The sequence below is a fragment of the Bradyrhizobium sp. Leo170 genome (assembly GCF_004296405.1).
Classification (GTDB): Bacteria; Pseudomonadota; Alphaproteobacteria; order Rhizobiales; family Xanthobacteraceae; genus Bradyrhizobium.
Window position 1 is genome coordinate 1 of sequence record NZ_PSRR01000247.1, and the last position, 13,297, is coordinate 13,297.

The following is a 13,297-nucleotide window of genomic DNA, read 5'->3' on the forward strand; positions in this document are numbered from 1 at the left end:
GCTCGATCAGCGCCAGCAGCCCGGCGTGATCGCCGCCTTCCAGCTTGTGGCGCGATATCCGGTCCCGATCCGGACTGTGCAGCGTCACCAGCCACGTCTTCTGACGCAGTTCGATCGCAACGAAAATCGTGCCACAATGGCCGGCGGTGGGCGTGCTCTTGGTCGATGCTTGCATCAGACTCTCCGATGGTCCGAGTGTGGAAACCCAAACCTACCGGAAAGGGCGCGCTCACCGCCCCATGGAATCTACCGCCCCGCCAGCGTTTCCCGTAACTGCCGCTTGATCACCTTGCCGTTGGCGTTGCGCGGCAGCGGGTCGCGTGTGATCGCCATTGTTTCCGGCACCTTGTAGTCGGACAGCCGCTCGGCGCACCAGGCACGCAAGACTTCCGCGCCAACCTCGTCGCGGGTCACCACCACCGCATGGACGCGCTCGCCCAGCACCGGACAGGGTTTTGCGATGATCGCGCTTTCGACGACGGCGGGATGTCCTGCCAGCACCGACTCGACCTCAGCCGAATAGATCTTCAGGCCGCCGCGGTTGATCATGTCCTTCTGGCGGTCGAACACGCGGACGAAATCGCGCTCGTCGATCGAGCCGAGATCGCCGGAATGCCAGAAGCCGGCGGTGAAGGTCTCCGTGGTCGCCTTCGGATTATTCCAGTAGCCCTTGATGACCGAGCCGCTTCGGATCCAGATCTCGCCGATCTCGCCGCGCGGCAGCTCGCGGTGATTGCCGTCCATCACGATGATCTCGGCGCCGGGGCATGGCAGGCCGACGCTGTCGATATGCGCAGCCGTCAATTCGCCGGGCATCAGGGTCGAGGGCGACGTGGTCTCGGTGGCGCCGTAGCAGTTCGCGAGCTTCAGTCCGGGTAATTTCGCGTCCAATCGCTCGATCGTCGCGACCGGCATCGGGGCGCCGCCGAAGCCGCCGATGCGCCAACTCAAGAGATCGTAGCTGTCGAAATCCGGCTGCAGCAGGCAGAGATTGTACATCGCCGGCACCATCACCGTGTAGGTGACGCGCTCGCGGGAGGCGACCTTCAGATATTCGGCCGCCTTGAACTCGGGCATGATGATCAACGCGCCGCCGCAGCGAGCCATGGTCGTGATATTGGCGACCGCGCCGGTGACATGCGCCAGCGGCACGGCCGCGATCGAGCGGTCCGCCGCTGTGAGTTTCAGGGTGGACACGAACACCATCGAGGAATGGATGACGTTGCAATGCGCGAGCATCGCGCCTTTCGGCCGCCCCGTGGTGCCAGATGTGTAGAGGATCATCGCCGTATCCTCTTCGCCGACCATTGCTGGCGCCTCTGATGGCACATTGTCGCGCAGCGCTGCGAATTGCGATCCGCTGTCGTCGCTGACGGAAATCCGACGCTCCAGCGCGGGAACATCGGCCGCGTCGGGCACGCGCGCGGCAAGCGTCGCCTCGTGGATCAGGAGCTTCGCGCCACAGTCGCTCAAGACATAGGCGATCTCGGGCTTCTGCTGCCGCGTCGAGAGCAGCACCGTCACCAGGCCCGCATGCGCGGCGGCGAACATCGTCAGCACGAATTCGATGCGATTGCCGAGCAGCACCGCGACCCGATCGCCGGCGCGCAGACCGAGCTTCTGCAATCCGGCCGCGACCTGCGCGGACTGCTGCACGACCTCGCGCCAGTTCATTCGCCTGTCGCCACAGATCAGCGCCTCGCCGTCAGGGTTTCTGGCGGCGGCCTCCGATATCATCGCCCAGATGCTCTTCGGCCGCTCGCAAAACACCGGCACGACCCGGTCGCCGAAGCGCGCTTCGAGCCGCATGTCCGGAATCGAATGCCCTGACCAGTTCATCACCCTGTCCTACAGGTTTGCTTCACGTCTCCCGGAATGGCGGGAGGTGCTTCCTCACGCGCTGTCATTCCTGGGCACGCGTAAGCGTGAGCCCGGAATCCATTCCACCGCAGAGTTTGCCGCCCGATGGATTCTCTGATGTGCAATTGCACATCATAGCACGCGACTTCGTCGCGCCCCGGAATGACGACGGAGGGAACGCAACGTCCATCGCGGAGCAACTCGATCTGACTTCGCCAACCTCTAGCTCTTTTTCATGTCGTAGACATGCTCAGGCCCGGGGAATTTGCGCGCGCGGACGTCGGCGGCATAGCCCTCGATGGCCGCTTCGATCGAGGGTCCGAGATTGCCGTAGCGGCGGACGAATTTCGGGGTGCGCGGCGAAAGCCCGAGCATGTCCTCGAGCACGAGCACCTGGCCATCGCAGGCGGCGCTCGCACCGATGCCGATGGTGGGAATGGCGATCTCCTGCGTGATCTTGCGCGCGAGCGGCTCGGCCACCGCCTCGATCACGACCGAGAAGGCGCCGGCTTCCGCGATCGCCTTGGCGTCGTTCTCGATCGGCGCCCAGCCTTTCTCGTCGCGCCCCTGCGCACGGAACGAGCCTAGCGTGTTGATCGATTGCGGCGTCAGGCCAATATGGCCCATCACGGGAATGCCGCGCTCGGTCAGGAACGCTACCGTCTCGGCCATGCGGGCGCCGCCTTCGAGCTTCACCGCGCCGCACTCGGTCTCCTTCAAAATCCGCACCGCGGCATGAAACGCCTGCTCCTTTGACGCCTCATAGGAGCCGAACGGCATGTCCACCACGACAAGCGCGCGCTCGGAGCCGCGCATCACCGCGCGTCCCTGCAGGATCATCATCTCCAGCGTGACGGGCACGGTGGTCTCGAGCCCATGCATGACGTTCCCGAGGGAATCGCCGACCAGGATGACGTCGCAGTAGCGGTCGACCAGCGCCGCAGTATGCGCGTGATACGACGTCAGCATCACGATCGGCTCACCGTTCTTGCGGGCGCGGATATCGGGTGCGGTCTTGCGCTTGATGGCTGATTGTACGGACATAGTTAAGCTCCAACGACGGGGACGCCAATCACGACCGGATGGAACGCGAAGGCCAGTGCGACATAGGCGACGACGCCGACCGCGACCGCGATCATATCATTGCCGGCACCGCCGACCGGAATCGGCGGGCCGCCGGCATCAGCGCGATGTTTCAGTGAGATGCGGTCGAACACCGCCCAGGCCAGGAACGAGCCGAACAGGATGATCGAGCCGAGATCGCCATTGGCGAGCAGATGCGCCGCCGCCCATAATTTGATGCCGGCGAGCATCGGATGTTTCAGCGTCGTGTAGATGCGGCCGCGGATGTAGGACGCCACCACCAGGATCACGGCCGGCAGCATCAGCGCGATGGTGATGTGCTTCAGGAATGTCGGCGGATACCAGACGTCGATCCAGCCCGTCGCGCGGTAACGGGCAAATCCCCAGATGATCAGCGCGAGCCCGACCGCGGAGACCACCGAATAGGCGATCTTGTAGCCGCCCTCGCCCATCGCATCGATGCAGCGCGCGCGCAGGCTGCGCTGGGTCGTGAGCGTGTGGACGGCGAAGAACAGGACCAGTCCCAGGATCATCACCAGCAGTCCCACGATGTCCCTCCCTCGGCGTGGTGCGTATTGGGCCTTCGGGTATCACTTTAGCGGCGTGGAGTGCAATGCGCCAAAAAATAGGCGAGCCCTTGGCATCGACCCTCCGCGCGGCATACGCGGGCTTGACCCGCGTATCCATCTTCCGCGCAGCGGACAATGATGATTCTTTCGACGGATGGATTGCCGGGTCAAGCCCGGCAATGACAGCGGTGAGGAAGTTACGGCTTCTCCGCCTGCTTGCCCAATTCACGATTATCAACATAGCGGATCGCGATCGGGCGGCCGGCGAGCGCGCCGCCGAGGCCATTGCTGAATTTGAGTGGCAGGCAGCCCTTCAGCGATGCGTCGATCGCGTTCAAGTAGGTGGTGCGGGTATCTGTGGGAACGCCTGATGTGGCGAAAGTCATGCGGGGCGCTCCGATCATCTCGCCAGATCGCTTGAAGCTGAAGCGGACCGACATCTGCATGCCCCCGCGCGCGTCGTCGGCCGGCGGCGGCGTCCAGCAGGAGCGCAGCGCCGCGAAGAGATCGCCGATGGTGTCGAGATCGTGATCGGGCTTCTTGTATTTCTCGGCCTGGTCCTGCGGCGGCACCGTCAGGATCGTGAGCTGCAGGTTCTCGCCATAGGGGTAGTTCATCTCGGGGATGCACGGCCAAGCGCTGAACACGCCGCAATAGGATGGCGTGCAGGGTCCTTCCTCCAGCACGCTGCAGGGCGTATGCGCGAAAGGCACCGGGTTGATCTGGTGCCGACGCTCCTCGGCGCGGCCGGCGGAAATTCCGAGGACGATGAGTGCGAGGCAGATCACGACGCGTCGCAGCATGAGACAGGCCCTTTGGATGCCGCCCCTATGAAAATGAAGGCCGCAAGGGATGTCATCAAGCTGGCGCGCGTTCACTTCCTTGCGTGCGCGGCGAGTTCCGCCCGCACCGCTGTCATCGCCCGACTTGATCGGGCGATCCAGTATTCCATGGACGATTGTGCTTCACCGAGAGGCCGCCGCCTGGGTCCCCCGCCTTCGCGGGGGACGACGGCTGCAGCTAGCGACCTACCCCTTCCGCTTGACGTCCTTGACGTTGGAGAAGGTGATGCCCTCGGCGCGTTCCTGGGTGTAGCCGAGGTAGAATTCGTTCCTGGCCATGAACACGGGATCGCCGTCGACATCGTCGGCGATGGCGGAGTTGTTGGCGGCGACGAAAGTGTCCAGCTTCTTGCGGTCGTCGGAGGAGATCCAGCGCGCGAGCTGGAATTCCGACACCTCGAATTCCACCGGCAGCGAGTATTCGGCATCCAGCCGCGCCTTCAGCACATCGAGCTGCAGCGGGCCGACCACGCCGACGAGAGCCGGAGCGCCGTCGCGCGGGCGGAACACCTGCACGACGCCCTCCTCCGACATCTGTTGCAAGGCTTCCTTCAGCTTCTTTGCCTTCATCGCGTCGGTCAGCCGCACGCGCCGGACGATTTCCGGCGCGAAGCTCGGCACGCCGACGAAGGTCAAATCCTCGCCTTCGGTGAGGGTATCGCCGATCCGGAGCGTGCCGTGGTTGGGAATGCCGACGACGTCGCCGGCGAAGGCCTCGTCCGCCACCGAACGGTCCTGGGCGAAGAAGAATTGCGGGCTCGACAGGCTCATATTCTTGCCGGTGCGCACCAGCTTCGCCTTCATGCCGCGGCTGAGCTTGCCCGAGCAGAGCCGCGCGAACGCAATACGGTCGCGGTGGTTCGGATCCATGTTGGCCTGGATCTTGAAGACGAAGGCGCTCATGCGCGGCTCTGATGCCTCGACCTTGCGCAGATCGGAATCCTGGGCACGCGGCGCCGGCGCGAATTGCCCGAGCCCTTCCAGGAGATCGCCGACGCCGAAATTGCGCAGCGCGCTGCCGAAATAGACCGGCGTGAGATGACCCTCGCGGAACGCATCGAGCTCGAACGGCTTGCAGGCTTCCGATACCAGCGCGAGTTCGTCCTTGATCTCGGCGACGTCGAGATTGGGATTACGGCTGGCGAGATCGGCGATGTCGATCTGCTCGGCCTGCCCGGTCTTGGCGCCGCCGCCTTCGAGCAGGCGCACGCCACCGTTCCTGATGTCATAGGTGCCCATGAAATCGCGGCCGCGGCCGACCGGCCAGGTCATCGGCGTGGTGTCGAGCGCCAGCGTCTTCTCGATCTCGTCCAGGAGGTCGAAGGTGTCGCGGCTCTCGCGGTCCATCTTGTTGATGAAGGTGATGATCGGGATGTCGCGCAGGCGGCAAACCTCGAACAGTTTTCGCGTGCGCGCCTCGATGCCCTTGGCCGCGTCGATCACCATGACGGCGGAGTCGACGGCGGTCAGCGTGCGATAGGTGTCTTCCGAAAAGTCCTCGTGGCCCGGCGTGTCCAGGAGGTTGAACACGTGGTCCTGGAACTCGAAGGTCATCACCGAGGTGACCACCGAGATGCCCCGCTCGCGCTCGATCTTCATCCAGTCGGAACGCGTGTTCCGCCGTTCGCCCTTGGCCTTGACCTGGCCGGCGAGATTGATGGCGCCGCCGAAGAGCAGGAGCTTTTCGGTCAGCGTGGTCTTGCCGGCGTCCGGGTGGGAGATGATCGCAAACGTGCGCCGCCGCGCCACTTCATCGGCAAGCGGGGAACGAGACGGCGATTCGGCTGTCAGGGCAAGGTCGGACATGGCGGTGAGCGTTTGGCAGGGAAACTCGGGGCGATCAAGCCTATTTGGTGATTGCGGGGCGCGAAGGCCAGCCCCATATCGAAGCGGGGAAGGACGACCTTTCTGTTCACCAAATCAGCCGCGGGGACGACCCTGCCTTATTCGGAGGGTCGTCATGACCTGGACCATCCTGCTCGTCGCAGGTCTCCTGGAGATCGGTTGGGCAATCGGGCTCAAATATACTGAAGGTTTCACACGGCTCGTTCCATCGGTCCTGACGCTTCTGAGCATGGTCGGCAGCATCGTCCTGCTCGGGCTCGCGCTGAAGACGCTGCCGATCGGAACCGCCTACGCGGTGTGGACCGGCATCGGCGCGGTCGGGACGGCGATGCTCGGCATCATCCTGTTCGGCGAGCCAGCCACCGCGCTTCGGCTTTCGAGCATCGGGCTGATCGTGGCCGGCATTGTCGGCCTCAAGCTTGTGACCTAGGTTTTGGACGCGTTTTCTTAACGCGAACCGGCGTCCACCCTCGGATCAAGTCCGAGGGCATGCTTCGCTCGAAAACGCTATGATCAGCGCAGCGCGATCACCACCCAATAGGTGACGGCCGCAACCGCCGCGGCGGCCGGGATGGTGATGACCCAGGCATAGACGATCGAGCTTGCGACATTCCAGCGCACCGCCGACATCCGGCGGGCCGCACCGACGCCGACGATGGCGCCGGTGATGGTGTGGGTGGTGGAAACGGGAACCCCGAGGAACGTCGCCATGAACAGGGTCGCCGCCCCGCCGGTCTCCGCGCAAAAGCCCTGCATCGGCGTCAGCTTGGTGATGCGCAGCCCCATGGTGCGGACGATGCGCCAGCCGCCCATCAGGGTGCCCAGCGCCATCGCAGCCTGGCAGGCCAGCACCACCCAGAACGGGATGCCGAACTCCTCGCCGAGATGTCCCTGCGAATAGAGCAGCACGCCGATGATGCCCATGGTCTTCTGCGCGTCATTGCCGCCATGGCCGAGCGAATAGAGCGAGGCGGAGACGAATTGCAGGATGCGGAAGGCGCGGTCGACCGCGAACGGTGTCGAGCGCACCGACAGCCATGACACGATCGCGACCAGCACCAGTGCCAGCAGGAAGCCGATCAAAGGCGACAGCACGATCGCGAGCAGCGTCTTGGAGAGCCCGCTCCACACCGCCGCCGAGACCCCCGCCTTCGCCATGCCGCCGCCGACCAGGCCGCCGATCAGCGCATGCGAGCTCGACGACGGAATGCCGAGTGCCCAGGTGATCACGTTCCAAACGATGGCGCCGACCAGCGCGGCGAAGATCACGGTGGCATCGACGACCTCCGGCTCGATGATCCCGGTGCCGATGGTGTTGGCGACGTGCAGTCCGAATACGGTGAACGCGACGAAGTTGAAGAACGCCGCCCAGAACACCGCGAAATGCGGCCGCAGCACGCGGGTCGAGACGATGGTCGCGATCGAATTCGCGGCGTCATGCAGGCCGTTCAGGAAATCGAACAGCAGGGCGACCGCGATCAGGATCACCAGGACCGGAAGACCAAGCGTGGCGTCCACGTAAACTGCCCTACACTTGCTCAATCACGATCGAGTTGATCTCGTTGGCGACGTCGTCGAAGCGGTCGGCGACTTTTTCGAGGTGATCGTAGATCTCGGCGCCGACGATGAAATCCATCGTGTTTGCGTCGCGGTGCTTGAGGTAAAGCTCCTTCAGCCCGATGTCGTGGAGATCATCGACCCGGCCCTCGAGCTTGGTCAATTCCTCCGTGATCTGGGTCAGCATCGAGACGTTGCTGCCGATCGACTGCAGGAGCGGCAGAGCGCGCCCGACCAGATTGGCGCATTCCACGATCAGTGTCCCCATCTCGCGCATCGGCGGCTCGAACGCGCGCACCTCGAACAGCACCACCGCCTTGGCGGTCTGCTGCATCTGGTCGACGGCATCGTCCATGGAAGTGATCAGGTTCTTGATGTCGCCGCGGTCGAACGGGGTGATGAAGGTGCGGCGGACGGCGGTCAGAACCTCGCGGGTAATGTTGTCGGCGTCATTCTCGAACTGGTTGACGCGCTGGCAGTGGACGGGCGTCTCGTCCCCACCCTTCAGCACATCCTGCAGCGCCATCGCGCACTGGACGGAGGTCTTGGCATGCCGGGCGAACAGGTCGAAAAACCGCTCCTCCTTGGGCAAAAAGGCTCGAAACCAGCGTAGCATAGGTCATATCCATCGTGCCGGACGGCCACTCCGTAACCTGTCACAAAACTGTCATAGAACATTTTGTGCAGGAACGGCCAGCGCTCCGCCGCCGGAACCCGGTCATCCACCGCTTTGTGAAAGGGTCCCCGATGCCTTCGAGGGCCCAACGCAGCAGGATTGCGTTGGACTCCATCTCGCCACGCGATCGGTGCCGTAGCCTGGGTGGAACGCCAGCGTAACCCAGGGCCGTTGGTAAACGCGGACGCAGATGTCCCGGGTTACGCGTTCCGCTCCACCCGGGCTACGATGCGTAGCAAGCCCTACAGCGACCGCCTGAGCAAACGCGCGACCTCGCCGATGATGCCGCGGCGGAAGGTCAGCACGCAGGCGACGAAGATGACGCCCTGGATCACGGTCACCCACTGGCCGTAACCAGCCAGATATTGCTGCATGGCGATGATGATGAAGGCGCCGACCACGGGACCGAAAACGGTGCCGAGGCCGCCGACCAGCGTCATCAGCACGATCTCGCCGGACATCGACCAATGCACGTCGGTCAGCGAGGCGTTCTGGGCCACGAACACCTTGAGCGAGCCGGCAAAGCCCGCCAGCGTGCCTGACAGGATGAAGGCAAGCAGCTTGTACTGGTCGGTCTTGTAGCCGAGCGAGATCGCGCGCGGCTCATTCTCGCGGATCGACTTCAGCACCTCGCCGAAGGGCGAGTTGATGGTGCGGTAGATCAACAGGAAGCCGCCGAGGAAGCCGCCGAGCACGACGTAATAAAGCACCGTCGGCTTGGCGAGGTTGAAGACGCCGAACAGAAAGCCCTGCGGAATGCCCTGGATGCCGTCTTCGCCATGGGTGAACGGCGCCTGCAGGTAGATGAAGTAGAGGAGCTGGGACAGCGCCAGCGTGATCATCGAGAAGTAGATGCCCTGCCGGCGGATCGAGATGTAGCCGGTGATGACGGCAAGCCCGCAGGCCGCGGCCGTGCCGATGATGATGCCGAGCTCCGGCGGCAGCGCCCACACCTTCAGCGCATGCGCCGAGACGTAGCCGGCGGTGCCCAGGAACATCGCGTGGCCGAACGACAGCAGGCCGCCATAGCCGACCAGCAGGTTGAAGGCGCAGGCGAGCAGCGCAAAGCACAGCGCCTGCATCACGAAGAACGGATAGATGCCGGTGAGCGGCACGATGGCCAGCAGCACGGCCATTATGCCGAAAGCGACCATCTCGTCGCGCATCGCGCGCGGCGGGACCGGCAGGGTATCGTCGGTGAGTGTTGACATATCAGGCCGCCCGTCCGGTCAGTCCCGTCGGCTTCACAAGCAGGACCAGCACCATCAAGACGAACACGACGGTGTTGGAAGCCTCGGGGTAGAAATACTTGGTCAATCCCTCGATCACGCCGAGCGCGAAACCGGTGATAATCGATCCCATGATCGATCCCATGCCGCCGATCACCACCACCGCGAACACGACGATGATGAGGTCGGCGCCCATCAGCGGGCGGACCTGGTTGATCGGCGCCGACAGCACGCCTGCGAGTGCCGCAAGCCCGACGCCGAGGCCGTAGGTGAGCGTGATCATCCTGGGCACGTTGATGCCGAAGGCACGTACCAGCGTCGGATTTTCGGTCGCGGCGCGCAGATAGGCGCCAAGCTGCGTCTTCTCGATCAGGAACCAGGTGGCCAGGCATACCACCAGCGAGAACACGACCACCCAGCCGCGATAGACGGGCAGGAACATGAAGCCGAGATTCATGCCGCCGCGGAGCGCGTCGGGAATCTGGTACGGCAGGCCGGAAGAGCCGAAATAGTTCTGGAAGATGCCCTGGATGATCAGCGCGATGCCGAAGGTCAGCAGCAGGCCATAGACATGGTCGAGGCCGGACAGCCATTGCAGCATGGTCCGCTCCAGGATCATGCCGAAGATGCCGACCACGATGGGCGCGATGATCAGCGCCCACCAATAGCCGAGGCCGGCGATGTTGAGCAGGAAGTAGGCGCAGAAGGCGCCCATCATGTAGACCGCGCCATGGGCGAAATTGATGATGTTGAGCATGCCAAAAATCACGGCAAGCCCGAGGCTGAGCAGCGCGTAAAACGAGCCGTTGATCAGTCCCACCAGTAGCTGTGCGTAGAGAGCCTGCATCGCGTTGGCCTTCGCCCCCCTCCCCCCAAATGGAGCCCGCCGGCTTCACCGCCGGCGGGCGATGATAGTTACTTCTTGAGCAGCGCGCACTTGCTTTCGGAAAGCGGCGTGAACGCCTGGTCGGCCGGAACGGTGGCGACCAGCTTGTAGAAATCCCACGGTCCCTTGGATTCGGAGGGCTTCTTCACCTCGAACAGGTAGGCCGGATGGATGGCACGGCCGTTCGGCTGGATCTCGCCCTTGCCGAACAGATCATCCTCGGTCGGGATCGACTTCATCTTCTCCACGACCTTGGCGCCGTCATGCGGATTGCCGCCGAGCGCTTCGAGCGCCTTGAAATAGTGACGCAGCCCCGCATAGACGCCGGCCTGGACCATGGACGGCATGGCGTGTCCCTTCGACCGCTCCGAGAACCGCTTGGAGAAAGCCCGGGTCTGGTCATTCATGTCCCAGTAGAAGGTCTCGGTGAAGTTCAGGCCCTGCGCGACATCGAGCCCCATCGCCTTGACGTCGGTGAGGAACAACAGCAGCGCCGCCAGCTTCTGGCCGCCGGAAACGATGCCGAACTCAGCGGCCTGCTTGATCGAGTTGGTGGTGTCGCCGCCCGCATTCGCAAGGCCGATGATCTTGGCCTTCGACGATTGCGCCTGCAGCAGGAAGGACGAGAAGTCCGAGGTGTTGAGCGGATGCTTGACGCTGCCGAGCACCTTGCCGCCATTGGCGGTGATGACGGCGGTCGTGTCGCGCTCCAGCGCGGCGCCGAAGGCGTAGTCGGCGGTGAGGAAGAACCAGGTGTCGCCGCCGGACTTCACCAGCGCCTGTCCGGTGGAATGCGCCAGCATGTAGGTGTCGTAGGTCCAGTGCACCGTGTTCGGCGTGCACTGGGCGTTGGTCAGGTCCGAAGTCGCCGCGCCGGAGTTGATGTAGACGCCGTTCTTCTCCTTGACGACGTTGTTGACGGCGAGCGCCACGCCGGAATTCGGTACGTCGACGATGATGTCGACCTTGTCGACGTCGAACCACTGCCGCGCGATGGTCGAGCCGATGTCGGGCTTGTTCTGGTGATCGCCGGAAATGACGTCGATCTTCCACCCCTTGGCGAGAAGCCCGGAGTCCTCAACCGCCATCTGCGCCGCGAGCGTCGAGCCGGGCCCGCCGAGATCTGAATAAAGCCCGGACTGGTCGGAGAGCGCACCGATCTTCGCGGTCTTGTCCTGGGCAAGCGCGAGGCCAACCGAGGCGAACGTCAGGGCGGTGCCAAGCAGCAACGCCGAAATCCTGTTCTTCATATGATTGTGGTCCCTCTTGCTTTTCTTGATGTCGGCAATTCAGACGCCGAGATAGGTGTGGAGCTTGTCCATGTTGGCGGAGAGCTCCGAATTGGCAAAACCGTCGATCACCTTGCCGTGCTCGACAATGTAATAGCGGTCAGCGACCGTCGATGCGAAACGGAAATTCTGCTCGACCAGCAGAATGGTAAAGCCCTCCGATTTGAGCCGCGCAATGGTATGGCCGATCTGCTGGATGATGACCGGCGCAAGCCCCTCGGTCGGTTCATCCAGCATCAGGAAACGTGCGCCGGTGCGCAGGATGCGCGCAATCGCCAGCATCTGCTGCTCGCCGCCGGACAGCTTGGTGCCCTGGCTGGAGAGACGCTCCTTCAGGTTCGGAAACAGATCGAAGATCTGGTCGAGCGACAGGCCCCCGGGGCGCACGGTCGGCGGCAGCAGCAGGTTTTCGCGCACATCCAGGCTTGCGAAAATGCCGCGCTCCTCCGGGCAGAAAGCGATGCCCTTCCGTGCGATCCTGTCGGAGGACGCGCGGATGATCTCCTGGTTCTCGAAGCGGATCGAACCGGAGCGCTTGCCGATGATTCCCATCACCGATTTCAGCGTGGTCGTCTTGCCGGCGCCGTTGCGCCCGAGCAGCGTCACCACCTCGCCGGCATTCACATGAAAATTGATGCCGTGAAGGATGTGGGATTCGCCATACCAGGCCTGGAGGTCCTGCACGGCCAACACCTTCGCGTCCGCAGGTTTTGCGGCCGGAGCTTCAGCCATTTTCAGCTCAGGCATGACCGGCTCCCAGATAGGCTTCCTTCACGCGCTCGTCCTTGGAGAGGTCGGCATAATGGCCCTCCGCGAGCACCTGCCCTCGCGTCAACACGGTGATGATGTCGGAAAGATTCGCCACCACCGAGAGGTTATGTTCGACCATCAGGATGGTGTATTTCGCGGAAATGCGCTTGATCAAGGCGGCGATCTTGTCGATGTCCTCATGGCCCATGCCGGCCATCGGCTCGTCCAGCAACATCATCTCCGGGTCGAGCGCGATCGTCGTTGCAATCTCAAGGGCGCGCTTGCGGCCATAAGGCATCTCGACGGCGGGAATGTTGGCGAACTCGCTCAAGCCGACATCGTCAAGCAGTTCCAGCGCGCGGGCATTATAGCGGTCGAGCACGCTTTTCGAGCGCCAGAAATCGAAGGAATTGCCGTGTTGGCGCTGCAAAGCGACGCGGACATTCTCCAGTGCCGTCAGATGCGGAAAAACCGCCGAGATCTGAAACGAGCGCACCAATCCGAGACGCGCGACATCGGCCGGCGGCATCGCGGTGATGTCCTGCCCTTTATATGCAATCCGGCCGGCGGACGGCTTTAGGAATTTTGTCAGGAGGTTGAAGCATGTCGTCTTGCCGGCCCCGTTGGGCCCGATCAACGCATGGATGCTGCCGCGACGCACTTTCAACGCGACGTCGCGAACGGCGAAGAAACCCGCGAATTCCTTGGTCA

The 13,297-nt window shown here is 63.4% G+C and carries 13 protein-coding genes; 1 reads left to right on the forward strand and 12 read right to left on the reverse strand.

What is annotated here, in order from left to right; all coding sequences use genetic code 11:
• Positions 1-246 precede the first annotated feature (246 nt).
• The 5 genes from CWO89_RS30910 to CWO89_RS30930 all read right to left on the reverse strand — a co-directional run bounded on the left by CWO89_RS30910 (position 247) and on the right by CWO89_RS30930 (position 6,160).
• Positions 247-1,839, reverse strand: a complete 1,593-nt coding sequence (locus CWO89_RS30910; protein ID WP_130582304.1) for a class I adenylate-forming enzyme family protein — start codon at positions 1,837-1,839, stop codon at positions 247-249.
• Between the two features lie 243 nt (positions 1,840-2,082).
• Positions 2,083-2,904, reverse strand: a complete 822-nt coding sequence (panB, locus tag CWO89_RS30915) for a 3-methyl-2-oxobutanoate hydroxymethyltransferase (protein ID WP_130582305.1) — start codon at positions 2,902-2,904, stop codon at positions 2,083-2,085.
• A gap of 2 nt (positions 2,905-2,906) precedes the next feature.
• The gene (locus CWO89_RS30920) at positions 2,907-3,491 is read right to left on the reverse strand and encodes an NnrU family protein (RefSeq protein ID WP_130582306.1); all 585 of its coding nucleotides are present in this window, start codon (positions 3,489-3,491) and stop codon (positions 2,907-2,909) included.
• Positions 3,492-3,709: 218 nt separating this feature from the next.
• Positions 3,710-4,315: a UCP034077 family protein gene (locus tag CWO89_RS30925; protein ID WP_130582307.1), complete on the reverse strand. Its 606-nt coding sequence runs from the start codon at positions 4,313-4,315 to the stop codon at positions 3,710-3,712.
• Positions 4,316-4,540: 225 nt separating this feature from the next.
• Positions 4,541-6,160, reverse strand: coding sequence for a peptide chain release factor 3 (locus CWO89_RS30930; protein ID WP_130582308.1), 1,620 nt, complete (start codon positions 6,158-6,160; stop codon positions 4,541-4,543).
• 154 nt (positions 6,161-6,314) lie between these two features.
• Between CWO89_RS30930 and sugE the strand changes: the two genes are divergently transcribed.
• Complete coding sequence (sugE, locus tag CWO89_RS30935; RefSeq protein WP_130582309.1) at positions 6,315-6,629, forward strand: quaternary ammonium compound efflux SMR transporter SugE; 315 nt, start codon at positions 6,315-6,317, stop codon at positions 6,627-6,629.
• 83 nt (positions 6,630-6,712) lie between these two features.
• Here sugE and CWO89_RS30940 read toward each other — a convergent pair whose 3' ends face one another.
• The 7 genes from CWO89_RS30940 to CWO89_RS30970 form a co-directional block, all read right to left on the reverse strand.
• Positions 6,713-7,717, reverse strand: coding sequence for an inorganic phosphate transporter (locus CWO89_RS30940; RefSeq protein WP_130582310.1), 1,005 nt, complete (start codon positions 7,715-7,717; stop codon positions 6,713-6,715).
• Between the two features lie 10 nt (positions 7,718-7,727).
• Positions 7,728-8,372, reverse strand: a complete 645-nt coding sequence (locus tag CWO89_RS30945) for a DUF47 domain-containing protein (RefSeq protein ID WP_130582311.1) — start codon at positions 8,370-8,372, stop codon at positions 7,728-7,730.
• Positions 8,373-8,674: 302 nt separating this feature from the next.
• Positions 8,675-9,643, reverse strand: a complete 969-nt coding sequence (locus CWO89_RS30950; RefSeq protein WP_130582312.1) for a branched-chain amino acid ABC transporter permease — start codon at positions 9,641-9,643, stop codon at positions 8,675-8,677.
• Position 9,644: 1 nt separating this feature from the next.
• The gene (locus CWO89_RS30955; protein WP_130582313.1) at positions 9,645-10,508 is read right to left on the reverse strand and encodes a branched-chain amino acid ABC transporter permease; all 864 of its coding nucleotides are present in this window, start codon (positions 10,506-10,508) and stop codon (positions 9,645-9,647) included.
• A 68-nt stretch (positions 10,509-10,576) separates the two neighbouring features.
• On the reverse strand, positions 10,577-11,797 hold the full coding sequence (locus tag CWO89_RS30960) for an ABC transporter substrate-binding protein (protein ID WP_130582314.1): 1,221 nt from the start codon (positions 11,795-11,797) through the stop codon (positions 10,577-10,579).
• A 39-nt stretch (positions 11,798-11,836) separates the two neighbouring features.
• Complete coding sequence (locus CWO89_RS30965) at positions 11,837-12,583, reverse strand: ABC transporter ATP-binding protein (RefSeq protein ID WP_130582315.1); 747 nt, start codon at positions 12,581-12,583, stop codon at positions 11,837-11,839.
• A partial coding sequence (locus tag CWO89_RS30970) for an ABC transporter ATP-binding protein (protein ID WP_130582316.1) occupies positions 12,576-13,297 on the reverse strand: 722 nt, incomplete at its 5' end. The genes CWO89_RS30970 and CWO89_RS30965, both read right to left, overlap by 8 nt.

Bases quoted from the DNA above. Each gene is read 5' to 3' on its own strand.
- CWO89_RS30910 (WP_130582304.1), bottom strand. From the start codon at position 1,839: ATGAACTGGTCAGGGCATTCGATTCCGGACATGCGGCTCGAAGCGCGC.
- panB (WP_130582305.1), bottom strand. From the start codon at position 2,904: ATGTCCGTACAATCAGCCATCAAGCGCAAGACCGCACCCGATATCCGC.
- CWO89_RS30925 (WP_130582307.1), bottom strand. From the start codon at position 4,315: ATGCTGCGACGCGTCGTGATCTGCCTCGCACTCATCGTCCTCGGAATT.
- CWO89_RS30930 (WP_130582308.1), bottom strand. From the start codon at position 6,160: ATGTCCGACCTTGCCCTGACAGCCGAATCGCCGTCTCGTTCCCCGCTT.
- sugE (WP_130582309.1), top strand. From the start codon at position 6,315: ATGACCTGGACCATCCTGCTCGTCGCAGGTCTCCTGGAGATCGGTTGG.
- CWO89_RS30945 (WP_130582311.1), bottom strand. From the start codon at position 8,372: ATGCTACGCTGGTTTCGAGCCTTTTTGCCCAAGGAGGAGCGGTTTTTC.
- CWO89_RS30950 (WP_130582312.1), bottom strand. From the start codon at position 9,643: ATGTCAACACTCACCGACGATACCCTGCCGGTCCCGCCGCGCGCGATG.
- CWO89_RS30955 (WP_130582313.1), bottom strand. From the start codon at position 10,508: ATGCAGGCTCTCTACGCACAGCTACTGGTGGGACTGATCAACGGCTCG.
- CWO89_RS30960 (WP_130582314.1), bottom strand. From the start codon at position 11,797: ATGAAGAACAGGATTTCGGCGTTGCTGCTTGGCACCGCCCTGACGTTC.
- CWO89_RS30965 (WP_130582315.1), bottom strand. From the start codon at position 12,583: ATGCCTGAGCTGAAAATGGCTGAAGCTCCGGCCGCAAAACCTGCGGAC.